The organism is Microvirgula sp. AG722 (genome assembly GCF_003269145.1).
GTDB lineage: Bacteria > Pseudomonadota > Gammaproteobacteria > Burkholderiales > Aquaspirillaceae > Microvirgula > Microvirgula aerodenitrificans.
Genome location: NZ_QLTJ01000006.1, coordinates 82,212 through 108,341, shown reverse-complemented (window position 1 = coordinate 108,341; position 26,130 = coordinate 82,212). Strand labels below are relative to the sequence as shown.

The window sequence follows — 26,130 nt, the reverse complement described above, 5'->3', positions numbered from 1 at the left end:
AATGACGTTGCGTATCACGCGCCCGGGCACTAAGGTAAACGAGGAGCCTGCACTGGCGTTCGGCCCGGGCCTGACAAGGTGATCGTTCCAGGGGAGAGACCGGATGCAGATCTACGAAATGGCACAGTACGAGTTTCGGGGAATCGTGTGGGTTCTGGTTTCCCTGCTGCTGGTGTTGGCCGTCCTGCTGGTGTGTGTCGTCCAGGCCCCGGCATTTGAAGCGTCGGGCGACGGGCTGCGCATTCGCGGCACCCTGTTCGGGCGCACGATTCCCGCCGCGGCGCTTCGCCTGAGCGAAGCCCGCGTTGTCGACCTGCGCACCACCCCGGCCCTGCAGCCGGCATGGCGTCTGTTCGGCGTCGGGCTGCCCGGCTACCGGGCCGGCTGGTTCCGGCTGGGAAACAAGGAAAAAGCACTGGTGTTTCTCGGCCGGAGTCATCAGGCGCTGTACATTCCGACCACCGCCGGGTACGCCCTGCTGATCGCGCCGAATGACCCCGATGGCTGTCTGGGCACCCTGAGGAGCGGGGCGGCATGACCCCGCCCTGGGTTGACCGCCTGTTTGGCCAGCAGTCCACGCTGTTTTATCAGGTGACGCTGGCCGGGCAGGTGTTCATCCAGCAATGGACTTGCCATGACGACGAGGACGGCGGTCTGCACCGGCTGACATTCCGGGCCGTGATTGACCAGCGGGTGGCGGGATGGGGAAGCGGCAGGATCTGCTCGGATGGCGAATTGCTGTGCACGGCTGCGCTCGATCCGGTTCGTTACTGCCTGCGCAACCAGGGCAATCTTGTCCAGCAGCTGGATTTCGGGGCCGAACAGGTGGCAATCCTGCTGCCGGACGGATCGACCCAGCAGGTGGACCGGGCCGGGGCCCGCTTCCTGGTCGACAGTACCTTCCCGGCGACAATGGCGCTGATCTATGCGTCGCTGGCCGGCGAAAACGCCGCTGCGGCTGACCTGAATCTGAAACTGAAAGTGTTTCTTGTGCCGTCGCTGGTGACGGTTCCCTACGAAACCTGGCCCTCCGGCGATGCGGAAACCGCTGCCGGTTGCTGGCATTGCACGTCACACCGCAGCGAGGTGCTGCTGGATGCCGCGGGCGTGATGCAGGTCGCGCGCGTTCCGGATGCCGGGGTCGAGGCCACGCTGTGCCGCGATGCCCCGCCGATGCCGGACTGGCAGGATTTCCCCCGGTCGGACCGGCCGCCCCCGGTCTACCGGATGCCCTCCGGTGCCGGCTTTCGGCTGGAGGACGTGGAAATCGACGGGCCGGTGACGCCGATTGGCGGCAGCCTGTCCATTCCGGCCGGACCCGGTCCGTTCCCTGCCGTGCTGTTTATCGGCGGCTCCGGCACCCATGACCGGCATGGCATCGCCGGCGATATCGACATCGGCAGCCATGAAATCATGGACGATCTGGCCGAACATGGCTTTCTCGGCCTGCGGTTCGACACCCGCGGCGCCGGCAGCACCCGGCTCGGGGCCGATGCGCTGGACCGGGGCCTGGCCTCCGACATTGCCGATGCCCGGGCCTGCCTGGCCTGGCTGGTCGCCCGTCCGGAAGCGGCCGGTCAGCCGCTGTTCCTGATCGGGCACAGCCAGGGGGCGACAATCGCTCTGGCACTGGCAGGCGAACCCGCTGCCGGACCGGGAGTGCAGGGCGTGGTACTGATGGCAGCAATGGGGCGTGATCTGGACCAGATACTGGCCGACCAGATTCTGGTCCAGGGCCGCAAACTCGGCCTGAGCCCGCAACAGATCGAAGCCCAGCAGGCGGATGCGCACACGCTGGCGCAACTGGTCCGCTCCGGCCAGGCCTGGGACGGGGAGCAGGTGCCGCATCATCTGCTGGCCGCCTTCCGGACCCCGACCTGGTACAAGGCCTTCCTCGACTATCCGGCCACCGGGCTGATTCGCCGGGTGAATTGTCCGATACTGCTGTGCCAGGGCGGTGCCGATTTCCAGATCTCCCCGACGCGCGATGCCGGGCCGCTGCTGGCGGCCGCACGCGATGCCGGGCGCGATTGCCGCTATCTGTTCTTTCCCGATCTGGATCACCTGTTCAAGCGCAGTGCCGGGCAATCCAGCCTTGAGGAGTATCAGCAGCCAAGGCCGGTGGACCCGGTGTTCCTGGCACGGCTGCGCGCGTGGCTGGCCAGCCGTGCCGGGCTCAAAGCTTGAAGTCACCGACTTCGATGACCCGGGTCGGGACCCGCACGACGACACCGTTGACCGTGCTTTCGACCGTTTCCGGTACGACCTGGCCAGCCTGCAGCACCTCGAGCGGGAGTTTGCGTCGCACATAAACGGCAATCGCCGCCTCGTGAGTCGACTCGTCGGCCAGCACGACCCCGATGCCGACCACGTTCGGCAATGCGATCAGGCTGGCCTCAACCCCGGGCAGGATCTGTCGTGCTTCATTCTCGCTGGCCATGTCGCCTCCCGTTCACTGGCTGGCCGATGGGGTTCCGGTTTTGCCCTGGGTGACGACTTCCAGCCCAAGGATATCCAGAACATTCTGGATCTTGCAGAAGAAGCCGACGACGTCCGAGCCGCCAACATGCAGTCCAACTACATTATTGTTCATGTCGAGCACGCCGGAGCCGCTGTCGCCGGGGGCCGAGTAGAAAGTGACCAGCACCTGGTCGCGCAAGGTGACCTGTTTCGGGCCGGTCGGCGTCGGATAGCTCGGATTGAGCACCAGGTCCACGTCGGTGATGCGGGCCACGCTCAGGCTGGTGGTCCGGCCGACCTTCTGCACGTACATGCCGCGACTCAGCTGGTTGTTTACGCCGGTCGGGATGCCGAGCAGCGCAATGGCCGCGCTGGCCGCGCCGGGGTCCAGCTGGGCAATGGCCGCATCGACCAGATTCTGGGTGCTGTTCGGGGTGAAATCCATCGGTACCCAGTCTGACAGAATGCCGATCCGGTCCGTTTCCGCCGAGCCATTGTCCGCCGTGCCGGGCTGGATGATGATGTCGCCCTTGCTGGCCTGACCGGCGGCGGCAATCGCGTGCCAGTTGCTCAGCAGATACTGCGGCGACGGTTGCCCCTGCTTGTTCACCACCATGCCGAAGGTGCCGGTATTCGGCCCGTCGTTGGCACGGCTGACCGAATATCCGGGCAGGGCAGGGCGGATGCGCTGGGTATTCCCTTGCAACTGCACTTTGCCGATTTCCACCACGTCGGTGTACACCGTCATGCCGCCCACGGACACGGTTTTCGGTACCGGCTTGTCCAGTTTTGCGCTGGGCAGTTTCTTGTCGACATAGATTTTCAGCACGATGTCGGTACCGACGATGCCGCAGGTTTCCTTCTCGCCCAGCCCCAGCGCCTGAACGCCATGGCCGATCGCCCAGTCCGGCATGGCGCCGGGACTGGCGGGCGCTGCGGCCTGCAGGCGGCGGCCGGGCGACGGGGCCCGCGCGGCCCGTGCGGCCTGCAGGCTGGTCGAGTGGTCATAGTGCCCGGTAATCATGTGCAGCACATTGCGGACATTCTGTTCGGTCGTCATGGAGACTCTCTTTCAGGCTGGATGAGGGTGGCGGGGAGAGACGGTCTGGGGTGTCAGTGCTTGCCGGAGTGCTGCCGCATGCCGGTCGAGATCAGGCAGCGAGGCACCCGCAACTCTGGCACGGGCCTGATCCAGTGGCGCCGGCCAGCAGGGCGCGGGCAGGTCGCAGCGGCAGGACAGGCGGGGGATGTCGAGCCGTTCCAGCGCCGCCAGTTCGGCGTCGAGCAGGGGCCAGCACGCAGGGCGTGCCGGGGCCGCCAGCGCCGCCTGGCGCAGGCGCTCGAAAAGCACGCCGCGGGCAGGGCCTTCGCGCAGCCATTCCGGTTGCAGGCCGGCATGCAGCAGCAGCCCGTAGGTATTGGTCGCGCGCGCGACAAAGCGCCCGCTGCAACCGGCGAAGCCATCAAGCAGGGTCAGGAAGTCATGGCGGTGCTGCACGACCAGCCGGGACATCGCCGTGAACCCGTCGACGATCGCCCCGGCATGCGCCGCCGCCTGCCGGGGCTGGCCGTGCAGCACCGGCAGGTTGGGACGCGGTACGACATGAAAGGTCTCGTGCGCCATGGTCATGGCGTCGGAATTGATGGCCTGGCAGCTGGCGACCTGAAACGGCGTGGCCCCGTCCCCGGCCTGTCCCCAGGCCGACAGATCGAGCGCCTTGCCGGTAGCCAGGAAACCGCTCTCCAGCAGTGCCCGGGCAAAGTCATCCTCCGGGCTTGCGCCGTAACCGGCACCCGGACCCAACTGGTGAATCACGCCGGGAAAGGGGCGGGGATGCAGCAGGGTCTCGGCATCGACGATCACGGGATACTCCCCGCTGGCGATCAGGTTTTCGTGGTGGACGTCGGTTCCCTGCAGCAGCCACCACAGGCAGAACAGTCCGCCTGAGCGGGCATGGAAACGCCCGACGGCCGCCTCGTCGTCGCAGGGCGTCGCCTCGACGAACTCCATCCAGCCATAGCCCTCCCCGGGCAGCAACGCCACAGTGCGAAATGGCCACGGAAAGCCGGTGCGACCGGCCCAGTCGAGCAGTTGCGCCAGCCCGTTCTCCATCTCCAGTGACCTGGGCTTGTAGACCAGGCGCCGGCCGTTCGACAGGTGCAGAACGCTCACGCTCTGCCCCCCGTCATGGGGGTCGGAGCAGCCGGCCGTGATCCCGTCCAGCTGACAGTCGGTGGCGGGGAAGCCGAATGTGGCGACGATCCGGTGCCAGTCCCTTTCCAGCCGCTGCAGGAGCCGGCCGTGGGCCTGCACCCATCCCAGGGCCACAGTCGCCAGCAGGCGCGCCAGTGCGGGATAGTCTGCCAGCAGCAGGCGCAGACCACCGGCCTGCAGCGAAGCGACAAAGGCTTCGTAGTTCTGGCGACCCCGGGGGGGCAGCCAGGGCAATGAGCCGGCCAGCGCGCGCTGCAAGGAAAACGCGGAACCGAGCACCGGAGTGGCAACGACGGAGAGCAGCGCGAACAGATGGCGTTCCAGCGCCGCCCGCGCCGCCGGGGAGCAGATGCCGAGTGCCGTACCCGCTTCGCGCTCCAGCCCGGCGCGTGCAGCGACGACAAAAGGCAGCAGCGCTTCCTCGAACGGAATCGGCCCGATGGGGTCGAGACTGCCGGGCAGGGCGGCGGCGTCCGGTGCGGACAGCGCCGCCGCCAGCATGTCTTCCCACGGCGGGGCATCGGCTGGATCGGGGCCTTCATAGCCCCAGTCCAGCCGCCTGGACAGCGTGTCGGTACCCAGCAGCGCCGGCCAGCGGCGATACAGCGTATCGCTCATCCGCGCACTGGTTTCCGCCGGTGCGGCGTGCAACAGTTCGTGCAGCAAGGGCGCCTGCGCACCGGCCATGGTCACGTCCCGGCCCCGGGGAGCGGGTCGCGTCGCAGCATGCGCAGTCCGGGGTTCTGCGCGGCCGTTTGCAGGCGGATCGTCGTCAGGTAGTAGTAGTCGGCGCGCAGCGTCTCGCGCTGGAACGCCTGCACGTCTGCCGCGATGTCGGTGTCCGCAGGCAGCCCGGCTGCGTGCCTCAGGAAGTCCGAGATCGGGCCGACCTGGGCCGAGGCCGGCAGGACATGGTCGATGAACGCCTCGATGCGCATGCCGTGCCCGGTGACCATACTCTCCAGCTCACCCAGGAAGTGCGGGCCGTGCGCATCGCCGCAGAGATCCGCCACGAGGTAGGCAGAACCGCCGGGATTGAGCACTTCCGGCAGGCGGCCGACGATGTCGCGCATGTAGCCGAGTCCGTCGACGCCGGTGCCCTGCGAATAGAGCGTGCCGCTGTAGCCGGGAGGGAAGGCCACGAAAGGCGGGTTGCAGGTGAGCAGGTCGAAGCGTTCACGGCCATCCAGCGTGTCGTTCAGGTTCTCGCGCCGGATCTCCATCGTGCCGGCGTCGCGCCGGTTCAGGCGGCGGTTTATCTCGACCAGCGCCAGCGGCACATCGCCGATATCGGTCGCCAGGACATGATCGGTAAACAGCGACAGATACAGCGCGGCAATGCCGCTGCCGGTGCACAGGTCGACGGCGCGATGCGTGCGGGCAATACCGGAAGCATTGATGTAATACAGCATCCAGTAGCTGTCGGGACCGATATACACCTCGTGGACTTCGCCGCCGAAATGAATGCGGCGGTCGATCAGCAGATCCACGCCGAAGGCCGAAATCAGCTGCCGGTCCGCGCCGGACACTTCCCGCCCATCCGGACTGGCCCGCAGCAGGCCGGCCGTCACCAGCGCATCGGCCAGCGCCCGGTCCTTGTCCGGCAGCGCTGCATGCTCGGCCGGACGCCCGGTCATCAGGCACTGCAACAGGGCGAATTCCGCCCTGCCGCCCAGCCGGCTATCGAAGAAGTGGTGGACACTGGCGGCAGTGTTGCGCGTGATCAGCGCCGGCGTCACGGCGTAATGGTTGACCGCGACAATGTATTTGTAGATCTGCTGGAAGCCGACCCGGTCAAGGTAGTCGCGGAGCCGGTCAATGGTGGTGGCGAGTGGCGGGGTCATTGGGCTTCCACTGCTGATTGGCCGGTAATGCGGCCCCTGGCATCGACCAGGATCCCGAGGTTCAGCATCGCGCCGAGGGTGCTCAGGGTGTTTGTCTCCGGCACGCCATAGCAGAACAGCGAGGACACGGCGATTTCACCGGCCGTACGCTTGCCTGATGTCACGTGCTCGCCCAGCGCGCCGAGGTACTCGACCAGGTCAGGGGTGGGGCGGGAGAACTCGATGCAGCTCAGGTCGGAAAGCACGCGGAAACCGTTGGCTACCGGCTCCAGGCGGAAGCTCGGATTGAGCTGGATCGGGTCGTCCGGCGTGAGCTCCTGCGGCATGTGGGTCTCGATCATGGCTTCGATCTTGCGTTCCAGGTCGGCGGCGTCGGTGAACGTGCATTCCTCGAACACGATGTAACCGAGCGGCCATTGCTCGGAAGCACGGCAGGGACTGATCAGCTTGACCGAGCGCCGGACCATATTGAGCAGGAAGCCGGTGACGCAGGCGATGGTGCCCGGCTGCTGCATGGTCAGCGCGGGCTTGTCGCTGTCTTCCGTCCCGTCCTCCGACACGGCGATCGGAATCAGTTTTTTCTTTTCCCGCTCCACGACATTGGCAGTCTTCCTGGCCTTTACCCGGAATGAGCCGGCGTCGGCCTTCGGCACGGTAGCGTCACGCATCTGGGCGACAATCTCGACCTGGGTCAGCTCATCTGCCGTGTATGCATCGTGAATCCGGCGCAGCAGCGATTCGGTCAGGACCGAGAAGCGGTTGACCTTGCAGCCGCGCGATTCGGACAGCCTGAGCAGCTTGAGCACCCGTTCCGGGTCCTTGTGGCCCTGGGCGGTGGTGGTCTGCGGGAACATGCCGGTGATGTCGGCAAAATCGCTGGCGAAGTGCTCGTAGTCCGGATTGTCCAGCGGGTCGGTGGCCCAGTAGCAGAACCCCCATTTGCTGGCATCGCCGATCTTGTCGTGCAATACGCTCAGCACGCCGCGCCACAGCGTGGCGTTTTCCTCGGTGTAGTCCCAGGTCTCAACAAACCTGGTCGCCCCGACGCCGCAGAACCAGCAACCGACCGAGCAGCCATCGCTGAGCTCGATGGCCAGTGGCGAGTGAATGATGCTGTTGTCGTAAAGACCGTTTTCCATCGCATTGCGGGCGATCTGGCGGGTACGCCAGGTTTTCAGGCGGGGCTCGTCCGGGGCGCACTCCCTTTTGACCTCGTCGCGCCACTGCGTCTTGGTGTGGTAATAAGCCCGGTACTCGGCAACGATCGGGTGTTGCGGGCGATCCTTGTTGGCGGCGTCGAGGTGATAGCGGTCGTCCCACAGCGGACGAATCAGTTCGGGGCTGAAGCCCAGTTTGTAGTCGCGGCCGGCGCGTTCCGGATCGGTCGCCACCAGTTCACGGAACACCGCAGACGAAGACCACCATTCCAGAACGCGCTTGGCCTGCCCGATCGTGATGGGCGGCCAGTCCGGCGTGGCGTCGGCGGCAGGGTGTTGCGGTTCGGCGTAGCTTGTCCCTTGTGGCGTGGGCATGTCGTTCCTTTCCGGATCGTGCGGGCGGTAATCGGGGCGGAGAGGGGCGCAGCCGGCATCCTGGCCGCACCCCTCCGGGCACTACAGGGTGCTGTCGTCAGGCAACGGCGTTGGTGTTGGCCACGGCGTTGGCCGTGACCGTGCCATTGGCGGCACCAACGACGTTCGCCGCGCCCAGGTAGGTGACCACGGCTGCCGCAGCCGCACCGACCACTGCAACCAGCACGACGGCGATGGTTTGCGGTGCCACGGCTTCAAGGTTGTCGCCTACCACCTCGGCGAGCGAGATCTCGCTCGGATTGCGCGGCAGCACAAGGTGGAACAGGTTGGCGTTCTCCTCGTGCACCTGGACCTGCAGCGAGTCGGGCAGGGAGAGGGACGGGTCAATGCTCTTGAGCGCATCCTGCAGCGCCGCCTTCGGGTCCTTGAGCAGCTGGGCCTTGTACTCGGGATCCTTCCAGGCCTTGGTGATGATGTGGGTTTCCAGATCGCGCCGGGTTTGCGGAACCTGGGTGCTGGCCGGTGTAGTCGTAGTCATACGGTGCTTTCCTTCGTCGGTGAATCGAACGGTTACGTGGAAGAGACAAACAACTCCCTCAAGGAAACATCCCATGGGGTTTCGGGCTTCGGCGGTGTCCGGTGTGTGGGGGTAAGGCTGAACATGCCGCCGGCAAACTCGGAGAACGACTTGTAGGGCACCGGGTTCTCGCTGGTGACCAGGCAAAGGAACTTGCCGTTGAATTCGGCAATGATTTTCAGATCGACCAGCCGTTGCAGCGCGGAGCCGATTTCCCTTTCCGGGACCGTGCTGCCGGCATGGCGCAGGGCCTGCACCAGACCCTGCAGATGCTGCGCACTGTCGAGGGCATGACAGACCTGTCCTTCCAGCTCGCTGAGTTCGTGCAGCGACCCGACGGCACAGGGCCGGGTATCGCGGACCGTCTGCCGGTAGCCGCTGGCGACCCAGGCCAGCACCGGGGCGTCATCACTCCGCCGGGGCAGCGTGGTTGCCCTGGTAGTCGGCGCGTAGAAGCGGGTGGCCCACTCGCTCAGCATTGCCGCCAGCCGGGTCGGCGTCGGGGCGGAGTGGCCGTCATTGCGGAAGAAGTAGGCCTGCTGTTCGAGCTGCTTTTCCGGCACGGGATAGACCTGGCCATAGCCCCAGCAGGGCTTGAGATCCAGGGCGAAGTCGGCCTGTTCATTGAAGTAGGGGCTGAAACGGTCGAAGCGGATGCGGGTCATGGAGCCGCCCGATGGCGGCTGCAGGTGCGCAATCAGCGGCAGCCAGTCGGCAATGTGCTCATACCACTCGGGATCTTCGCCCGGCGCGCCGTGCAGGTGGTTCCACATCACCCACACGCCGTAGTCGTAGGCCCACTTCAGCAACTGCACATTGATAACGGTCGAGCAGCCCTTGCGCAGCAGCTTCAGCAGGCCGTCGTCCATCGCCTCGATACCCGGCTGAATCCAGCGCACCCCGGCCTGCGACAGCAAGCTGACCTGGGTGCGGGTGAGGTTGGCCTTGGTTTCGTAGAACCACAGCATGTCGCCGGCTTCGGCCAGAAAGGGCAGAACCTGGGAGAAGTATTTGTTGTCGAGAATATTGTCGACCGCCATGAACCGCTTGAGCCGGTAGCGCGCTGCCAGCTGGCTGACTTCTTGCTGGACTCGCGCTTGCGACTTGGCGCGAAACGCCATGCCCGAACCGTTCAGGCCGCAGAACGTGCAGTGGTGCTTGGCGCCCCACCAGCAACCGCGGGAGGTTTCGATCAGCAGGCCGGGAATCACGTAGCCGTGCAGCGGCGAGGCTTGCAGCTGCTCGAAATAGTCGTCGAAGTTCGGAATCGGCAATTCGTCGAGATCGGTAATCGAAGCCCGACCGACCGCCGGTGCTGCCGCGGCGCCCGCAACGACAAGGACGCGGCGCGAGGCCGGGCCGAGCACGCCCTCGGGCAGGTGATGGACCGGAATGCCCGCGCCCCGGGCCAGAATGCGTCTGCAGAGTTCGGGCAGCAATTTGTCGGCTTCTCCGGACACGACAAAGTCGACCCATGGATACTGCCTGTGGGTGGCCGCGCCCATTTCCCCTTCGCAGTTTGCGCCGCCCAGCATGGTCACCGTACCCGGGGACTGCGCCCGGATGCGCTGAAGCAGCCCCAGGGACGCGCACTGCTGCTGGAACATGGACGTGCAGCCGACAATGCGCGGCTGCAGGGCCAGGACACGCTGCGCCAGCTCGTCGAGATAGCGGGCGGCCTCGAGGCGCAGGCCCTGCAGCAGCTCCCGCAGGCCGGTCTCGGTGTAGCCACAGCTGACCAGGCCCTTGATAAAGGCGTCGATGTCGCCCTGCTGTCCGAATACCGCTTCGGAGAATGTCCATTCGCCGAGCTGGAGCGTGATTTCGGAGTTGTTGACGACTTCATAGGCCTGCCGGCCGACGCGGGCGGCAAATTCGAGATTGGCGTAGATCACCCGGCTGGACAGACCCTCGCGCTCAAGCACCGCAGTCAGCGTGCCGAGGGCCAGCGACGGACGTTCCACGGCGGCATACGGCATGCACACGAACACCATGTCGATGCCGCCGGAACAGGACTCGCCGGCGTGCAGGGCCGGGGAGTCATCAGGCGCTTCCGGCAATCCGTTGCTTTCCCACATCCCGCACTCTCCTGAACTGGTCGCCGCGCTCCGGGAGGATCCGGCGTGGGGCACCTGCTGGCGGCTCCCGGCCTGATCTGCCGCACCTATGGCATTAAATTGCATCTGTCATATGCATAGATCATTTGTAGTGATAAAACCCTACTGACGCAAGGTGTTTATTGTCTGACAGTTTTTTCGGAGTTAATGGCCCGGCGGAGGCGGGGTTTCCCCGCGGCGGCGGGGGCGGAAGAGGCCGGATTCAGTCAGGCAGACTGCCGTATTCACGACAGTTTCTGCCAGTCGGGCGTGTACTTCGGCATGGGAAAGGGGGCTCAGGGCCAGTGCAGCGACCAGCTGAGCCCGTGTTCAAGTCATCAGGATCAGGCCCGGGCAGGCGATGGGCGAAGCCGGCCGGCCATGCGCAGACCATCCCGTACATTCAGTCCCATCAACGCCAGGTTGATCGGCCCTGCGATCAACTCGATGGCCTGTACCAGATAGAAAGTGGAGTCGAAGCTGCCAGCGGCTGCCCAGCGATCGAGCATGACGGCACAGGGCACCAGGACGAGCAGCCCATTGGCGGCGATAAAGGGCATGCGTTTCTTCTTGGCATCAACCAGCCCGCCACGCCGCGACTTGCCCATGAACATGCCACTGCCTCCGGCCATGGCGATGGCCGGTACCAGAATCCACAGCCCCGGCGTGACGATAAGCGATTTCAATTGCGCCACGGCCACATGCGAGCCAAACAGCTCGGTGAGGGCGGTGGAAGTCCAGAAAAGCACGATGCAGAGCGGCGCAACAAAGCCACCGATGCGATGAATGATCTTGGGCATGATGAAGGGGTCTTTCAGGTGTCGGGTCTGGCCGGGTTCCGGGGCGGGAGTCGCATTTCATTGCGATGCATGGTGTCAATCTGAAACCATGGAGCTTTATTGTGCGTAATTGACATTATGGTGTCAACATGGCAACGTTCACCCGCATGGACAAAGACACACTCACCCCGTCAGGCAAAGCCCTGACCGATCTCGCCCTTGAACTGTTTCGTCTGAACAATCGGCTGCTGGTCGCAGGAGACCGCCTGGTCGCCGGCATTGGCCTGACGAGCGCCCGCTGGAAAGTACTCGGCACGATCAGCGCGAGTGAGCGTCCGCAACCTGTCGCCTGGCTTGCGCGCGACATGGGCGCAAACCGCCAGAACGTCCAGCGGATCGTCAATGACCTTGCGCATGAGGGCCTGGTAGCACTTCAGCCGAACCCCCATCACCGGAGAGCGCCACTGGTGGTGCTGACTGACGCCGGCGCGCGCACTTTTGAGCAAGCGATGCGCCTTCAGACGCCATGGGCCAACGACCTTGCGGATGGCCTGTCGGTTGCCGACATGGAAACGACCCTTCGGGTGATGGCAGCGCTTGCCAGGAAGCTGGAGAGTGATGGGGAGTCAGCGCAAGCGTCGACCTTCCTGCCTGTCTGACCGCCCCGGGGAAGGGCCGAATAAGGAAAAAGCCGAATCAAATCAATGATTCGGCTTTCGCTATCGGGTCTGGTGACGGTCAGAACGGAATATCGTCGTCCAGATCGTCGAAGTTCTGCGCCGGCTTCGGCTCCGGGCGGCGCGGGGCTGCCGGCGGGGTGTCGTCGCGGAAATTGTCCTGCGGGGCGGCGTTGCCGCCGGCGCTGGCCCGGCTGCCGCCACCGTAGTTGCCGCCGCCACTGCTGGCGCCACCACTGCCGCTGCCGTAGTTGCTGCCGCCGCCTTCGCCACCGTCACGGCCGCCCAGCATCTGCATCTGGTCGGCGACGATCTCGAATGCGGTGCGTTCGACGCCGTCCTTGCCGTTGTATTTGCGCGACTGGATGCGGCCTTCGATATAGACCGGGCGGCCCTTCTTCAGGTATTCGCCGGCAATTTCAGCCAAACGGCGATACATGACGATGTTGTGCCATTCGGTGCGCTCCTGGCGCATGCCGTTCTTGTCTTTCCACTGGTCGGTGGTGGCGATGCTGAAATTGGCTACCGCTTCGCCATTCGGCATATAGCGGACTTCCGGATCACGGCCGAGGTTGCCGACCAGGATCACTTTGTTGACGGACGCCATCTAGTAAGTCTCCTCGATGAGTTTGTTGACGCTGGCACGGTCCCAGTCGTTCTGCATCACTTTAAGGTAGGCCACGCGCTCGCTGGCGATCACTACCGCCTCCTTGACGCCCTTCTGGCTGGACAGGCGGGAGGACAGCGCGGCGGCGTCGCCCTGCCAGTCTTCACCGATATGGAACATCTCGGTCCTGACTGCCATGGGGGCTGCCATGCTGATGGCGAGTGTAAGCCAAACGCCAATCAGGATGCTGGTGAAGCCGAACACGGCGCCGCTGCCGGCATAGCTGTACAGCCAGCCGCCGATCGCCGCGCCGAGGAACAGGCCGATGGATTGCGCGGTATTGTACACGCCGATGGCAGTGCCTTTGGCATCGGTCGGCGCGATCTTGGAAATCAGTGACGGCAGGCAGGCTTCAAGGATGTTGAAGGCGATGAAGTACAGGCCGAGCAGGACCACGATTTCCCAGAACGAGTCCAGCGCGAATGCCATGCCGAGCTGGGCGATGAACATCAGCGCGACTGCGCCGACGAACACCGGTTTCAGCTGCTGGCGCTTCTCGCCGTAAATGATGGCCGGCACCATCAGCAGGAAGCCGATCAGCGTCACCGGCAGGTAGACCTCCCAGTGATGCGTCTTGTCGAGACCGGCGGTCTGGATCAGCGCGAACGGCATGACCACGAACATGGCCATCTGCGAGGCGTGCAGCGCCAGGATGCCGAAGTTCAGCCGCAGCAGCTGCGGGTCGCGCAGCACCACCGGCAGGCGGGCGGTATTGGCCTCGGTATCGGAGTGGAAACGCGACACCGACGGGTCCGGGATGATGAACTTGACGCCGATCATCGCCAGCAGCGTCAGCACGCCGGTCAGGGCGAAGATGCCGTTGACGCCGATCCACTTGGTCAGCAGCGGAGCGAGCACCAGGCTGGCGGCAAAGGTGGTGCCGATGGTCATGCCGATCATGGCCATGGCCTTGGTGCGGTTTTCCTCGCGGGTCAGGTCGGCCAGCAGCGCGGTGACGGCGGCGGAAATGGCGCCGGCGCCCTGGATGGTGCGGCCGATCATCAGCCACCAGATGTCGGTGGCGCCGGCGGCGACGAAGCTGCCGGCGGCAAACAGCAGCAGGCCGGCATAGATGACCTTCTTGCGGCCGATGCGGTCGGACAGCATGCCGAACGGCAGTTGCAGCAGGGCCTGGGTCAGACCGTAACTGCCCAGCGCGATGCCGATCAGTGCGTGGTTGTCACCGCCCGGCAGGGCGGTCGCGTACAGTGCGAACACGGGCAGCACCAGAAACATGCCCAGCATTCGCAGGCCGTAAAGACCGGCGAGCCCCACGCTCGCACGCAGTTCCAATGAATTCATATTGATGTTCAGACGAGTTGCACAGGCGTCGGCCAGCGACGTATCGGAAGGGGATCGGACACCGTTGCCTGAGACCGATTGAGCGGCTTGCATGGCTGCGGCAGTGATTTCCGGTATATTAACAGGTTGCTTTGCCAGCTTGAGAGCTTCATGGATAGCATTCGCATTCGCGGCGCCCGTACGCACAATCTGAAGAACGTCAATCTCGACCTGCCCCGCCACAAGCTGATCGTGATTACCGGCCTGTCCGGTTCCGGCAAATCTTCGCTCGCCTTCGACACGCTGTACGCGGAGGGTCAGCGGCGCTATGTCGAGTCGCTTTCCGCCTACGCACGGCAGTTCCTGCAACTGATGGAGAAACCGGACGTCGATCTGATCGAGGGCCTGAGCCCGGCGATTTCGATCGAGCAGAAGGCCACCAGTCACAACCCGCGCTCCACCGTCGGCACCGTCACCGAGATCCACGACTACCTGCGCCTGCTGTTCGCCCGCGTCGGCACGCCGTACTGTCCCGATCACGACCGGCCGCTGGAGTCGCAAACCGTCAGCCAGATGGTCGACCACGCGCTGGCGCTGCCGGCCGAGACCCGGCTGATGATCCTGGCGCCGCTGGTGGTCGAGCGCAAGGGCGAGCAGCTCGACCTGTTCGACGAACTGCGCGCGCAGGGCTTTGTCCGGGTGCGGGTCGATGGCGAGGTCTGCGAGATCGACGCCGTGCCCAAACTGGACAAGAACAAGAAGCATACCGTCGAGGTCGTGGTCGACCGGCTGAAGGTCCGCGAGGACATGAAGCAGCGTCTGGCCGAGTCGTTTGAAACCGCGCTGCGCCATGCCGAAGGCCGGGCGATCGCGATGGAGATGGACAGCGGCAAGGAGTACTGGTTCTCGTCCAAGTTCGCCTGTCCGGTTTGCAGCTACAGCCTGCCGGAGCTGGAACCGCGCCTGTTCAGCTTCAACAATCCGATGGGGGCGTGCCCGCATTGCGACGGGCTGGGCCACATCACCTTCTTCGATCCGCGCCGTGTGGCCGCGCACCCGACACTGTCGCTGGCGGCCGGCGCGATCAAGGGCTGGGACAAGCGCAACCAGTTCTACTACCAGATGCTGCAGTCGCTGGCCATGCACTATGGCTTCGAGATCGACCTGCCGTTCGAGATGCTGCCGGAGAAGGTGCGCCACGTGGTGCTGCACGGTTCCGGCCGTGAAGCGATCCCGTTCATCTACGTGAACGAGCGCGGGGCCAAGGTCACGCGCGAGCATCCGTTCGAGGGCATCATCCCGAACCTCGAACGCCGCTACCGCGAGACCGATTCGCAGGCGGTGCGCGAGGAACTGGCCAAGTACCAGGCCAACCAGCCGTGCCCGCACTGCCATGGCACCCGCCTGCGCAAGGAGGCGCGCAATGTCCGCGTGGCCGATCGCACGCTGCATGAGCTGAACCAGTTGCCGCTGAAAGTCACGCTGTCGTGGTTCGACTCGCTGGCCTTTACCGGCCAGAAACAGGCGGTGGCGGAAAAAATCGTCAAGGAAATCCGCGATCGTCTCGGCTTCCTGAACAATGTCGGCCTCGACTACCTGTCGCTGGACCGCTCGGCCGACACCCTGTCCGGCGGCGAGGCGCAGCGTATCCGGCTGGCCAGCCAGATCGGTTCCGGGCTGACCGGGGTGATGTATGTGCTCGACGAGCCGTCCATCGGCCTGCACCAGCGCGACAACGACCGGCTGCTGGCCACGCTGATGCGCTTGCGCGACCTTGGCAACAGCGTGATCGTGGTCGAGCACGACGAAGATGCCATTCGTGCTGCCGACTATCTGGTCGACATGGGGCCGGGTGCCGGCGAGCATGGCGGCCACGTGCTGATGGCCGGCCTGCCGTCCGAAGTCGCGGCCTGCCCCGACTCGGTGACCGGCCAGTTCCTGTCCGGCCGCCGCACCATCGAGATGCCGGACGCGCGCCGTCCGCCCGATCCGGAGCGGCTGCTGCGCGTGCTCGGCGCGACCGGCAACAACCTGAAGCATGTCGACCTGGAAGTGCCGGTCGGCCTGCTGACCTGCGTGACCGGCGTGTCCGGCTCGGGCAAGTCGACGCTGATCAACGATACGCTGTACGCGGCCGCGGCGCGCGAGCTGAACGGTGCCAGTTCCGAACCGGCTGCGCATGACGACATCACCGGCATGGAGTTCTTCGACAAGGTCATCAATGTCGACCAGAGCCCGATCGGCCGTACGCCGCGTTCCAACCCGGCGACCTATACCGGCATGTTCACGCCGATCCGCGAGCTGTATGCCGGCGTACCGACCTCGCGCGAGCGCGGTTACGGCCCGGGCCGCTTCAGTTTCAACGTCAAGGGCGGCCGGTGCGAGGCCTGCCAGGGCGACGGGGTGCTGAAAGTCGAGATGCATTTCCTGCCGGATGTGTACGTGCCGTGCGATGTCTGCCACGGCAAGCGCTACAACCGCGAAACGCTGGAAGTGCACTACAAGGGCAAGAGCATCCACGAGGTGCTGGACATGACCGTCGAGCAGGCGCTTGCGTTCTTTGCCGCCGTGCCGTCAGTGGCGCGCAAGCTGTCGACGCTGATGGATGTCGGCCTCGGCTATATCCGGCTGGGGCAGAGCGCGACCACGCTGTCCGGTGGCGAGGCGCAGCGGGTGAAGCTGGCGCTGGAACTGAGCAAGCGCGACACCGGCCGGACCCTGTATATTCTCGACGAGCCGACGACCGGGCTGCATTTCCATGACATTGATCTACTGTTGAAAGTGCTGCGTCGCCTGCGCGAGAACGGCAACACGGTGGTGGTGATCGAACATAACCTGGACGTGATCAAGACTGCCGACTGGGTGGTCGACCTCGGTCCTGAAGGCGGCGATGGCGGTGGGCGCATCCTGGTTGCCGGCACACCGGAAACGGTGGCCGAACATCCGGACAGCTTTACCGGTCATTACCTGAAAAAAGTCCTGACTCCACAACGATAACGACAATGCCCAAGCTTTCCGTCATTGACCACATCCACGTCTGGGTGAAAGACCGGGCGGCTTCGGCCGTCTGGTACCAGCGTACCCTCGGCCTGTCGCCGGACCCGCGCTTTGCCGCCTGGGCACAGGCGCCAAGCGGGCCGCTGACGCTGTTCAACTCCGGCAATACCGTGCATCTGGCCCTGTTCGAGAAGGTGGATGCCGCCCCGTCGCACTCGGTGATTGCGTTTTCGGTCGGTGGGGCGGATTTCCTGGCCTGGATCGACAAGCTGGCCGGGGAGCGGGTGCTGGCGACCGACGGGCGCTATCTGGCGCGTGACTGCATCGTCGATCACAAGCTGGCCTGGTCGTTCTATTTTGTCGACCCGGACGGCAACCCGTTCGAGATCACCAGCTATGATTACTCGTGGCTGGCTGCCAAGCTTCGCTAGTGTCCATGCGGTCTTTTGTCTGACAAACAAGTGTTTCATTGCGATAATCGGGCCGCCCCCTTCGGGTGGCCCGATTTTTTTGGCATGTGGCTTGACACTCGCAAAATTAAAACGTAAGTTTCAAACAACCGTTTGGATTGATAATGAATGAATCCCTAGTGGATACCGAATCGCTGGGCAGGGAAGAGCAGGACAGTGTGGAAGTCAACAGGCCCGATACCGCGACACGCATCCTCGATGTGGCTGAAAAGCTGTTTATCGAGCATGGATTCGATGCGACCTCGCTGCGTCTGATCACGCAGCAGGCGGAGGTCAATCTGGCCGCCGTCAACTATCACTTTGGTTCCAAGGATGCGCTGCTGCAACAGGCCGTCATTCGCCGCCTGGCACCGTGGAACCGCCAGTGCATCGAAGAGCTGGACCGGCTCGAGGCACAGGGCAAGCCACTGACGGTCGAAGCGCTGGTATACGGCTTCATCCGTCCGTCGCTGGCGATGTCCAGGGACCCGACCCGGGGCGGCGCGCTGTTTGTGCGTCTGCTGTCGCGCACCTTCATCGAGAACCACAAGATGTTGCGCGAGGCGATTCCGGCCGACCACAGCGAGTTCGTCAAACGTTACAGCCGGGCGTTTTCCAAGGTGCTGCCGGAACTCGGCATCGAGGAGCTGGCCTGGCGGCTGCATTTCAGTTTCAGTCTGATGTTCAATGCCTTTGCCGGCAATGACGTGCTGAAAGTGTTTATCAAGAAGCAACAGATCGTGTCGGCACGCGACCCGGACATTGTCGCCCGTCACCTGCTGCCGTACGTGATTGCGGGGCTGACGGCGCCGATGCCGGAGTAGGAAAAACCGGGTGTTGTAAAAGTGATACGCCCACTGGCCTCCATGATGATGGATTACGCAAGGCTGTCAGACAATCCGGTTCGCTTGTGAACGTGTGAACGGGATGTCTGGCAGCAAATGCTCATGCATAAAGGATGAAACGAACGTTTGGAATAATTGCTCGAAAAACCGCTGTCATTACTGAACGACAGTGATAGTATCGACGACAGGACGATATCAAACGATTGTTTGATAGTACGCCTGAATATAAAACCAAGATTCGTTAGATCCGCTCTAGATGAGGAACGATGCATGAAGATCAAAAATCTTAGCCTGCTGGTGGCAATGATGGGCGGGGCACCGGCGATCGCGCTGGCCTCGGGTTACCACTTTGGCTCGCAAAGCGTGTCGGCACAGGGCACGGCGTTCGCCAGCGGCGCGGAAGCCGCTGACGCGTCCACCATTTTCTACAACCCGGCCGGCATGTCGCGGCTGCAGGGCACCCAGTTCTCCGGCGGCCTGACCTTCGTGCTGCCGAATTCGGACTACAGTGACAAGGGCTCGACCAACTACCTGAAGCGCCCGACCGGCGGCGGTGATGGCGGTTCGTTCGCGCCGGACATCGTGGTGGCGCCGTCGATGTACCTGACGCACCAGATCAATGACCAGATCACGGCCGGCATTGGCATGTTCGTGCCGTATGGCGCCTCGCTCGACTACGGCGGCGACTGGGTCGGCCGCTACGGTCTGACCAAGATCGACCTGATGACCATCAACATCAACCCGTCGATCTCGTTCAAGCTCAACGACCACCACAGCTTCGGCTTCGGCGTGTCGGCGCAGTACATGAACGCGGAACTCGACAAGGCCTCCGATGCGGTGACCGGTCTGCGCATGGGCGCGGCAGCCGGTGCGTTTGGCCCGGCTTCGTCGGCGATCACCAACCTGATCAATGCCGGGGCGATCTCCGGCGCCGGTACCATCAAGATCAAGGGCAACGACTGGGGCTACGGCTTCAACCTCGGCTACATGTACACGCTGGACGAGAACACCCGCTTCGGCATTGCCTACCGCTCGGCCATCAGCCAGAAGCTGCGCGGCTCGGCAAACTGGGACTTCAGCGGCGTGAACATGACGAGTGCCGTCCCGGGGGCGCTTCAGGGTGCAATCAACAGCAGGCTGAACAGCAAGCATCCGGACAGCGACGCCACGGTGGACGTGAAGACGCCGGAAGCGGTGTCGATCAACGGCTTCCATCAGATCAACGACAAGTGGGCGGTCATGAGCGATGTGACCTGGACCCGCCACTCGCAGATGAAGAGCATCGACGTCAACTTCAACACCGCTGGCGAGGGTGACTTCGTCGTGCGTCAGAACTGGCGCAATACCTACAAGGTGTCGGTCGGCGCGAACTATCGTTACAACGACGCACTGCTGTTCCGCAGCGGTATCGCCTATGACCAGTCGCCGGTCAGCAATGACAACCTGCGTCACTCGGCCCTGCCGGACAGCAACCGCTGGCTGTTCTCGCTCGGCGGCAACTATCAGGTCACCAAGCTCGACTCGCTGGACTTTGCGTACACCTACGTGAACTTCGCCAACGCCAACGTGAACTACACCGACAGTTGCACGCCGGTTTCGACCAGCTGCACCGGCAACGGCGAAACCACCAAGGGTCAGTACAAGACCAGCATCCACATGGTGGGTATCCAGTACAACCGCGCCTTCTGATCCCGTATCAGGTTCAGGCGTGGCAGGACCGGGCCGGAGGGGCCGGCCCGGTCCGATTTTCCGCGACGAAAGCGCATGACGGCTTTCGTCACTGTTTGAGAGCAACACTGCAACCGAGGAAACCATGTCTCAATCCAAGTTCATCGTACGCAAGGTGGCCGTGCTCGGCGCCGGAGTGATGGGGGCGCAGATCGCCGCACATCTGGTCAACGCCAAGGTCCCGACCCTGCTTTTCGATCTGCCGGCGAAAGAAGGCGACAAGAGCGCCATCGCCCGCAAGGCCATCGACGGGCTGAAAAAGCTCAAGCCCGCGCCGCTGGCCGGCAAGGACCGCGCCGACTACATCACGCCGGCCAACTACGATGAACACCTGGCTCTGCTGAAGGATTGCGATCTGGTTATCGAGGCGATCGCCGAACGCATCGACTGGAAGTCCGACCTGTACCACAAGGTGGCGCCGCACCTTGGCGAACACACGATTTTCGCCACCAATACCTCCGGCCTGTCGATCAACAAGCTGGCCGATGCCTGCCCGGCTGACGTGCGCTCGCGCTTCTGCGGCGTGCACTTCTTCAATCCGCCGCGCTACATGCACCTGGTCGAGATCATTGCCGCATCGCAGTCCGATGCGCACATTCTCGACAACCTCGAACGTTTCCTGGTCACCACGCTCGGCAAGGGCGTCGTGCGCGCCAAGGACACGCCGAACTTTGTCGCCAACCGCGTCGGCGTGTTCTCGATGCTGGCGACCATTCACAACGCCGAAAAATACGGCATCCGTTTCGATGTCGTCGACGACCTGACCGGCCCGCGCCTCGGCCGCCCGAAGTCGGCGACCTTCCGTACCGCCGACGTGGTCGGCCTGGATACCTTCGCCCATGTGGTCAAGACCATGCAGGACACCCTGCCGGAAGACCCGTGGCACTCGCTGTTCAAGACCCCGGCCTGGCTGGCCGCGCTGATCGAAAAGGGCGCGCTGGGCCAGAAGACCCGCCAGGGCATCTACAAGAAGGACGGCAAGCAGATGTTCGTGCTCGACCCGGCAAAGGGCGAGTATGTCGAAGCCGGCCAGAAGGGCGACGACGCGGTCAAGGCCATCCTGAAGGAAGCCGACCCGGCCGTCCGTTTCAAGAAACTGCGCGAAAGCCAGAATCCGCAGGCGCAGTTCCTGTGGGCATGCTTCCGTGACGTGTTCCACTACATCGGCTATCACCTGGCCGATATCGCCGACAACGCCCGCGATCTGGACCTGGCCATTCGCTGGGGCTTCGGCTGGTCGGTCGGCCCGTTCGAGACCTGGCAATCCGCCGGCTGGCAGCAAGTGGCCAAGTGGATCGACGAAGACCGTGCCGCCGGCAACGCCCTGAGCAGCGCCGGTCTGCCGGCCTGGGCACTCGACGGCAACCGTGCCGGCGTGCACTTCCCGGAAGGCTCATACAGCGCGACCAAGAACACCCTGGTACCGCGTTCGTCGCTGGACGTGTACGCGCGTCAGCTGGCGCCGGCCCGCGTGCTCGGCGAAAACGCGCCGAAGCTCGGCGAGACCGTATTCGAGAACGACGGCGTGCGCGCCTTCACCAGCGGCGACGGCGTGCTGGTGGTGTCGTTCCTGAGCAAGGCCCATGCCATTGGCCCGGCCGTGCTCGAAGGTCTGAACAAGGCCATCGATCTGGCGGAAGACCAGTACCAGGCACTGGTGATCTGGCACGAGGACGCCCCGTTCTCGGTCGGCGCCGACCTGCAGTCGATGATGCCGGCCTTCATGATGGGCGACTGGGACGCGATCGACGCGACCGTCAACCAGTTCCAGGCCACGTCGATGCGCCTGCGCTACAGCCAGATCCCGGTGGTCGCGGCAACCCAGGGCTACGCATTCGGCGGCGGCTGCGAGTTCGTCATGCACGCCGACAAGGTGGTTGCAGGGCTGGAAACCTATATCGGTCTGGTCGAAGTGGGCGTCGGCCTGCTGCCGGGCGGCGGCGGTTGCAAGGAATTTGCGCTGCGCGCCGCGCAGCAGGCAAAGGGCGACGTGCTGGCCGCGCTGAAGGATTACTTCATGGCCATCGCTACCGCCAGGGTCGGCACCAGCGCGCTGGAAGGCCAGGAAATCGGCTACCTCCGCAAGACCGATACCGTGGTGTTCAACGCCTATGAACTGCTGCATGTCGCCAAGTCCGAGGCACTGGCGCTGGCCGAAGCCGGCTACCGTCCGCCGCTGAAGGTCAAGGCCTTCCCGGTTGCCGGTCGCAGTGGCGCCGCCTCGATCAAGGGCCAGCTGGTGAACATGCTGGAAGGGCGCTTCATCAGCCAGCACGACTTCACCATCGCCGGCCTGATTGCCGACGTGATGACCGGCGGCGATGTCGATGCCGGCACCCTGGTCGACGAACAGTGGATCCTCGACCTGGAGCGCAAGGCTTTCCTGTCGCTGCTGAAGAACCCGCTGACCCAGGCCCGCATCGCCAACATGCTGACCACCGGCAAGCCGCTGCGCAACTGAGCCCGGCAAGCCGCTTTGCGGCCGGCAGGCGATGCGCCGCCGGCCCGAACAGAATTCGGAGAGTGTTGAAATGAGCAAACAGATTCAAGAAGCCTATATCGTCGCGACGACCCGCACGCCGGTTGGCAAGGCGCCGCGCGGCATGATGCGCAATGTGCGTCCGGACGACATGCTGGCCCACGTGCTGAAGAGCGCGCTGGCCCAGGTGCCGGAACTGGACCCGAACCTGATCAATGACGTCGTGGTCGGCTGCGCGTTCCCGGAAGCCGAACAGGGTCTGAACATGGCGCGCATCGGCGTGCTGCTGGCCGGCCTGCCGGAAACCGTCGGCGGCCTGACCATCAACCGCTACTGCTCGTCGGGCATCAACGCGGTGCAGATCGCCGCCGACCGCATCCGTACCGGTGAGGCCGACGTGGTCATCGCCGCCGGCAGCGAATCGATGTCGATGGTGCCGATGATGGGCAACAAGGTGTCGCTGAACCCGGAAATCTTCGCCCGTGACGAGAACTATGCGATTGCCTACGGCATGGGTCTGACGGCGGAGAAGGTGGCCCAGCAGTGGAAGGTGTCGCGTGAAGACCAGGATGCGTTTGCACTGGAATCGCATCGCCGCGCCATCGCCGCGATCCAGGGCGGCAAGTTCAAGGCGGAAATCAGCCCGCTGGACGTGACCTACCGCGTGCCGAATCTGAAGACCGGCGAAGTCGAATACGTGAAGAAGACGCTGGATACCGATGAAGGCCCGCGTCCGGACACCACGCTGGAAGGCCTCGGCAAGCTGAAGACCGTGTTCGATGCCAGGGGCTCGGTTACGGCCGGCAACAGCTCGCAGATGTCTGATGGCGCTGGCGCCGTGATTCTGGTCAGCGAAAAGGTGCTCAAGCAGTTCAACCTGACGCCGCTGGGCCGCTATGTGTCCTTCGCCGTCAAGGGCGTGCCGCCGTCGATCATGGGCATCGGCCCGAAGGTGGCCATTCCGGCCGCGCTGGAAAACGCCGGCCTGAAGCAGGACGACCTGAAGTGGATCGAGCTGAACGAAGCCTTTGCTGCGCAGGCGCTGGCAGTGATTCGCGATCTGGAACTGGATACCAGCAAGATCAACCCGAATGGCGGCGCCATCGCCCTCGGTCACCCGCTGGGTGCAACCGGCGCCATCCGCACCGCGACACTGGTGCACGGGATGCGTGAAAGCGGCCAGAAGGGCTACGGCATGGTCACGATGTGCATCGGCACCGGCATGGGTGCGGCAGGCATTATCGAAATCCTGTAAGCGCAGACTGAAAAAAAACACCGGCAACTTTCGTTGCCGGTGTTTTTGTTTTTTTGGCGGTTTACAGGATATTGGTTTCGCGCGTCGGCAGGCCGGCGTCCAGATGGGCGCGGCACAGCTCCAGGAAATGGGCGATGCCGGCGGTGCGGAACTTGTTGCGGTGCAGGGCGATATGGAAGTGGCGGTGCAGGTTCAGCTGCGGGGTCGACAGCGGGACCAGACTGCCGCGCCGGAAGGCCTCGCGCAGCGCCAGCCCGGACACGCAGCCGATGCCGAGACCGGACTCGACCGCCCGCTTGATCGCCTCGGTGTGTTCCAGCTCCAGACGCACATTCGGCCGCAGGCCGTGCTTGCTGAAGGCGCGGTCGAATGCCGCGCGGGTGCCGGAGCCCTGTTCACGCACGATCCAGGTCGATGACGCCAGCGTGTCCAGTGCCGGCGTGCCTTCCAGCAGCGGGTGGTTGGGCGGGGCGAAGCAGACCAGATCGTCGGTGCCCCATGGCAGGGCATCGAGATCCGGGTGGTTGAAATCGCCTTCGACCAGGCCGAGATCCAGCGCAAGATGGGCGACCTGCTCGACGATGTCGCGGGTATTGGCGACCTCCAGCCGCACGCGGGCCGACTCGTGCGCGCGCAGATAGTCGCTGACGATGATCGGTGCCAGATAGTTGCCGATGGTCAGGGTGGCGCCAATGGCCAGATTGCCGGCAATGTCGTTGTGACGCAGCAGCGCATCGAGTTCGTGGGCGCGGTCGAGCAGCTCGGTCGCGCGCGGCAGCAGGGCATGCCCAAGGTCATTGAGCCGCAGCCGCTTGCCGGCACGATCGAACAACTGCATGTCGTAGTGGCGCTCCAGCTCGGCCAGCGCACCACTTGCCGCCGATTGCGACAATGCCAGCTCGTCCGCCGCTCGCGACACATTTTCATAACGGGCGATCGCGGCGAAGACTTCCATCTGTTTGAGGGTAAAGCGCATTTTTCTGGGTCGGCAATCTGGCGTAAGGGGGTTCAGACCAGCGGCTCGGGACTGACGATCACGCCGTCCTCATCCGCGTACAGCCATTCGCCGGGGCGGAAGGCGACACCACCGAAGACGACCGGCAGTTCGCGCTCGCCGATGTCTTTCTTGACCGATTTCAGCGGATGGGTGTCGAGGGCGCGGATGCCGAGCGGCAGCTTGCCGAGTGCGACCGAATCGCGGATGCAGCCATAGACGATGATGCCGTTCCAGCCATTGCGGACGGCAAGGTCGCCCAGCTGATCGCCGACCAGCGCACAGCGCAGGGAACCGCCGCCATCGACCACCAGCACCCGACCACGTCCCGGCTCGCCGAGTATCTCGCGCACCTTCGAGTTGTCCTCGAACAGTTTCAGCGTGGCGATCGGGCCGGCAAAGCGCGGCAGGCCGCCATAGGCGCGAAACCCCGGTGACAGAATCTGTACCCGGTTGCCAAATTCGTCGCAAAGGTCGGTGGTGAGGAAGTCCATGTGTTCTCCTTGTCTGCGTAAAAAGCCGGAAGGGCGGGCGGTATCGGGACCGCGCCTGTGATTATGTGCTGCTGCCAGCGACTATACAGGAGCGGAAGTTGGGTATGATCGACACCGGTCAAACTCTGGTAAGGGCGGAAATGGCAGTCGGTTGTCTGGGTACGGTGCGGCGGTTTTTCTACGGATTGCTGACGGCAGTGCTGTTGCTGCTTGCTTACGGCGGATATACCGCCTGGCAGATTTATGATTATGGGCGACAAAGCAGTACCCGTCCGGCCGATGCCGCGCTGGTGCTGGGCGCCGCAGCCTGGGGCGAGCGACCCTCGCCGGTGTTCCGCGAGCGGATCAACCATGCGGTCAAGCTGTACCGGGACGGGCGGGTCAGGGCACTGATCTTTACCGGCGGCACGCCAGTGGACGGCTACCCGACCGAGGCGGCCGTGGGCCGGCGCTATGCGATCCAGCATGGCGTGCCGGCCGAAGCCATTCTGACCGAAAACGATTCCCGCACTACCTATGGCAACCTGGTCAACGCCGCTGCGCTGGCCGAACATGCCGGGCTGACCTCGTTCCTGATCGTCAGCGACCCGCTGCACATGCACCGGGCAATGATGATGGCCAGGGACCTTGGCCTGGAGGCCTATCCGTCCCCGACCCCGTCATCGCGCTACCAGGGGCTGGAGATGCAGGCCCGCTTCCTGTGGAAAGAGACCTACAACGCGCTGGTGTACCGGGCATTCCGCTCGCTGTCCTGAGCCTGC

The 26,130-nt window shown here is 64.2% G+C and carries 22 protein-coding genes; 10 read left to right on the top strand and 12 right to left on the bottom strand.

Going from position 1 to position 26,130, the window contains the following annotated elements:
- Nucleotides 1-103 precede the first annotated feature (103 nt).
- Both DFO50_RS10320 and DFO50_RS10315 read left to right on the top strand, forming a co-directional pair.
- Nucleotides 104-538, top strand: coding sequence for a PH domain-containing protein (locus DFO50_RS10320; RefSeq protein ID WP_107890190.1), 435 nt, complete (start codon nt 104-106; stop codon nt 536-538).
- Entirely contained in the window at nt 535-2,187 is a 1,653-nt protein-coding gene (locus DFO50_RS10315; protein WP_112692460.1) for a S9 family peptidase, read from the top strand. The genes DFO50_RS10320 and DFO50_RS10315 overlap by 4 nt, the downstream gene beginning before the upstream one ends.
- Here DFO50_RS10315 and DFO50_RS10310 read toward each other — a convergent pair.
- The 8 genes from DFO50_RS10310 to DFO50_RS10275 all read right to left on the bottom strand — a co-directional run bounded on the left by DFO50_RS10310 (nt 2,177) and on the right by DFO50_RS10275 (nt 11,524).
- Nucleotides 2,177-2,440 (bottom strand): hypothetical protein, encoded by a 264-nt coding sequence (locus DFO50_RS10310; RefSeq protein ID WP_112692459.1) that lies wholly within the window; start codon nt 2,438-2,440, stop codon nt 2,177-2,179. The two genes, DFO50_RS10315 and DFO50_RS10310, sit on opposite strands and share 11 nt — an antisense overlap.
- A gap of 12 nt (nt 2,441-2,452) precedes the next feature.
- Complete coding sequence (locus DFO50_RS10305) at nt 2,453-3,520, bottom strand: hypothetical protein (RefSeq protein ID WP_112692458.1); 1,068 nt, start codon at nt 3,518-3,520, stop codon at nt 2,453-2,455.
- 12 nt (nt 3,521-3,532) lie between these two features.
- Nucleotides 3,533-5,362: a type 2 lanthipeptide synthetase LanM gene (locus DFO50_RS10300; RefSeq protein ID WP_112692457.1), complete on the bottom strand. Its 1,830-nt coding sequence runs from the start codon at nt 5,360-5,362 to the stop codon at nt 3,533-3,535.
- A gap of 2 nt (nt 5,363-5,364) precedes the next feature.
- Nucleotides 5,365-6,519 (bottom strand): methyltransferase, encoded by a 1,155-nt coding sequence (locus DFO50_RS10295; protein WP_028499762.1) that lies wholly within the window; start codon nt 6,517-6,519, stop codon nt 5,365-5,367.
- Complete coding sequence (locus DFO50_RS10290) at nt 6,516-8,051, bottom strand: radical SAM family RiPP maturation amino acid epimerase (RefSeq protein ID WP_112692456.1); 1,536 nt, start codon at nt 8,049-8,051, stop codon at nt 6,516-6,518. The genes DFO50_RS10295 and DFO50_RS10290 overlap by 4 nt, the downstream gene beginning before the upstream one ends.
- 97 nt (nt 8,052-8,148) lie before the next feature.
- Nucleotides 8,149-8,589 carry an NHLP leader peptide family RiPP precursor gene (locus tag DFO50_RS10285; protein ID WP_051528945.1) on the bottom strand — a complete coding sequence of 147 codons (441 nt, stop codon included), beginning with the start codon at nt 8,587-8,589 and terminating at the stop codon, nt 8,149-8,151.
- A 32-nt stretch (nt 8,590-8,621) separates the two neighbouring features.
- A complete protein-coding gene (locus DFO50_RS10280) occupies nt 8,622-10,706 on the bottom strand; it encodes a RiPP maturation radical SAM C-methyltransferase (RefSeq protein ID WP_158537433.1) in 2,085 nt (694 codons plus the stop codon).
- A gap of 362 nt (nt 10,707-11,068) precedes the next feature.
- Entirely contained in the window at nt 11,069-11,524 is a 456-nt protein-coding gene (locus DFO50_RS10275; RefSeq protein ID WP_107890181.1) for a hypothetical protein, read from the bottom strand.
- Between the two features lie 128 nt (nt 11,525-11,652).
- On the opposite strand from DFO50_RS10275, the gene DFO50_RS10270 reads away from it, so the two are divergent.
- Nucleotides 11,653-12,162, top strand: coding sequence for a MarR family winged helix-turn-helix transcriptional regulator (locus tag DFO50_RS10270; RefSeq protein ID WP_199489800.1), 510 nt, complete (start codon nt 11,653-11,655; stop codon nt 12,160-12,162).
- Nucleotides 12,163-12,241: 79 nt separating this feature from the next.
- On the opposite strand, the gene DFO50_RS10265 is transcribed toward DFO50_RS10270, so the two are convergent.
- Nucleotides 12,242-12,787 carry a single-stranded DNA-binding protein gene (locus DFO50_RS10265; protein ID WP_107890180.1) on the bottom strand — a complete coding sequence of 182 codons (546 nt, stop codon included), beginning with the start codon at nt 12,785-12,787 and terminating at the stop codon, nt 12,242-12,244.
- Complete coding sequence (locus tag DFO50_RS10260; protein ID WP_028499758.1) at nt 12,788-14,149, bottom strand: MFS transporter; 1,362 nt, start codon at nt 14,147-14,149, stop codon at nt 12,788-12,790.
- 150 nt (nt 14,150-14,299) lie between these two features.
- Here DFO50_RS10260 and uvrA point away from each other — a divergent pair, with 150 nt between their 5' ends.
- From uvrA to DFO50_RS10230, 6 genes are all read left to right on the top strand, one after another.
- Nucleotides 14,300-17,125: an excinuclease ABC subunit UvrA gene (gene uvrA, locus DFO50_RS10255; protein WP_028499757.1), complete on the top strand. Its 2,826-nt coding sequence runs from the start codon at nt 14,300-14,302 to the stop codon at nt 17,123-17,125.
- A gap of 5 nt (nt 17,126-17,130) precedes the next feature.
- Entirely contained in the window at nt 17,131-17,556 is a 426-nt protein-coding gene (locus DFO50_RS10250) for a VOC family protein (RefSeq protein ID WP_028499756.1), read from the top strand.
- Between the two features lie 143 nt (nt 17,557-17,699).
- Nucleotides 17,700-18,398: a TetR/AcrR family transcriptional regulator gene (locus DFO50_RS10245; protein WP_084300165.1), complete on the top strand. Its 699-nt coding sequence runs from the start codon at nt 17,700-17,702 to the stop codon at nt 18,396-18,398.
- 291 nt (nt 18,399-18,689) lie between these two features.
- On the top strand, nt 18,690-20,108 hold the full coding sequence (locus DFO50_RS10240) for an OmpP1/FadL family transporter (protein WP_028499754.1): 1,419 nt from the start codon (nt 18,690-18,692) through the stop codon (nt 20,106-20,108).
- A 124-nt stretch (nt 20,109-20,232) separates the two neighbouring features.
- On the top strand, nt 20,233-22,608 hold the full coding sequence (locus DFO50_RS10235) for a 3-hydroxyacyl-CoA dehydrogenase/enoyl-CoA hydratase family protein (protein ID WP_028499753.1): 2,376 nt from the start codon (nt 20,233-20,235) through the stop codon (nt 22,606-22,608).
- Between the two features lie 70 nt (nt 22,609-22,678).
- Nucleotides 22,679-23,881 carry an acetyl-CoA C-acyltransferase gene (locus tag DFO50_RS10230; RefSeq protein WP_028499752.1) on the top strand — a complete coding sequence of 401 codons (1,203 nt, stop codon included), beginning with the start codon at nt 22,679-22,681 and terminating at the stop codon, nt 23,879-23,881.
- Nucleotides 23,882-23,942: 61 nt separating this feature from the next.
- Here DFO50_RS10230 and DFO50_RS10225 read toward each other — a convergent pair whose 3' ends face one another.
- Entirely contained in the window at nt 23,943-24,857 is a 915-nt protein-coding gene (locus DFO50_RS10225) for a LysR substrate-binding domain-containing protein (RefSeq protein WP_028499751.1), read from the bottom strand.
- A 32-nt stretch (nt 24,858-24,889) separates the two neighbouring features.
- Complete coding sequence (gene rraA / locus DFO50_RS10220) at nt 24,890-25,369, bottom strand: ribonuclease E activity regulator RraA (RefSeq protein WP_028499750.1); 480 nt, start codon at nt 25,367-25,369, stop codon at nt 24,890-24,892.
- A gap of 140 nt (nt 25,370-25,509) precedes the next feature.
- Between rraA and DFO50_RS10215 the strand changes: the two genes are divergently transcribed.
- Nucleotides 25,510-26,124, top strand: coding sequence for a YdcF family protein (locus tag DFO50_RS10215; RefSeq protein WP_051528958.1), 615 nt, complete (start codon nt 25,510-25,512; stop codon nt 26,122-26,124).
- Nucleotides 26,125-26,130: the final 6 nt, after the last annotated feature.

Bases quoted from the DNA above. Each gene is read 5' to 3' on its own strand.
- DFO50_RS10215 (WP_051528958.1), top strand. From the start codon at position 25,510: ATGGCAGTCGGTTGTCTGGGTACGGTGCGGCGGTTTTTCTACGGATTG.
- DFO50_RS10320 (WP_107890190.1), top strand. From the start codon at position 104: ATGCAGATCTACGAAATGGCACAGTACGAGTTTCGGGGAATCGTGTGG.
- rraA (WP_028499750.1), bottom strand. From the start codon at position 25,369: ATGGACTTCCTCACCACCGACCTTTGCGACGAATTTGGCAACCGGGTA.
- DFO50_RS10240 (WP_028499754.1), top strand. From the start codon at position 18,690: ATGAAGATCAAAAATCTTAGCCTGCTGGTGGCAATGATGGGCGGGGCA.
- DFO50_RS10305 (WP_112692458.1), bottom strand. From the start codon at position 3,520: ATGACGACCGAACAGAATGTCCGCAATGTGCTGCACATGATTACCGGG.
- DFO50_RS10275 (WP_107890181.1), bottom strand. From the start codon at position 11,524: ATGCCCAAGATCATTCATCGCATCGGTGGCTTTGTTGCGCCGCTCTGC.
- DFO50_RS10300 (WP_112692457.1), bottom strand. From the start codon at position 5,362: ATGGCCGGTGCGCAGGCGCCCTTGCTGCACGAACTGTTGCACGCCGCA.
- DFO50_RS10285 (WP_051528945.1), bottom strand. From the start codon at position 8,589: ATGACTACGACTACACCGGCCAGCACCCAGGTTCCGCAAACCCGGCGC.
- DFO50_RS10280 (WP_158537433.1), bottom strand. From the start codon at position 10,706: ATGTGGGAAAGCAACGGATTGCCGGAAGCGCCTGATGACTCCCCGGCC.
- DFO50_RS10310 (WP_112692459.1), bottom strand. From the start codon at position 2,440: ATGGCCAGCGAGAATGAAGCACGACAGATCCTGCCCGGGGTTGAGGCC.
- DFO50_RS10295 (WP_028499762.1), bottom strand. From the start codon at position 6,519: ATGACCCCGCCACTCGCCACCACCATTGACCGGCTCCGCGACTACCTT.
- DFO50_RS10260 (WP_028499758.1), bottom strand. From the start codon at position 14,149: ATGAATTCATTGGAACTGCGTGCGAGCGTGGGGCTCGCCGGTCTTTAC.
- uvrA (WP_028499757.1), top strand. From the start codon at position 14,300: ATGGATAGCATTCGCATTCGCGGCGCCCGTACGCACAATCTGAAGAAC.
- DFO50_RS10270 (WP_199489800.1), top strand. From the start codon at position 11,653: ATGGCAACGTTCACCCGCATGGACAAAGACACACTCACCCCGTCAGGC.
- DFO50_RS10225 (WP_028499751.1), bottom strand. From the start codon at position 24,857: ATGCGCTTTACCCTCAAACAGATGGAAGTCTTCGCCGCGATCGCCCGT.
- DFO50_RS10235 (WP_028499753.1), top strand. From the start codon at position 20,233: ATGTCTCAATCCAAGTTCATCGTACGCAAGGTGGCCGTGCTCGGCGCC.
- DFO50_RS10265 (WP_107890180.1), bottom strand. From the start codon at position 12,787: ATGGCGTCCGTCAACAAAGTGATCCTGGTCGGCAACCTCGGCCGTGAT.
- DFO50_RS10250 (WP_028499756.1), top strand. From the start codon at position 17,131: ATGCCCAAGCTTTCCGTCATTGACCACATCCACGTCTGGGTGAAAGAC.
- DFO50_RS10230 (WP_028499752.1), top strand. From the start codon at position 22,679: ATGAGCAAACAGATTCAAGAAGCCTATATCGTCGCGACGACCCGCACG.
- DFO50_RS10245 (WP_084300165.1), top strand. From the start codon at position 17,700: ATGAATGAATCCCTAGTGGATACCGAATCGCTGGGCAGGGAAGAGCAG.
- DFO50_RS10315 (WP_112692460.1), top strand. From the start codon at position 535: ATGACCCCGCCCTGGGTTGACCGCCTGTTTGGCCAGCAGTCCACGCTG.
- DFO50_RS10290 (WP_112692456.1), bottom strand. From the start codon at position 8,051: ATGCCCACGCCACAAGGGACAAGCTACGCCGAACCGCAACACCCTGCC.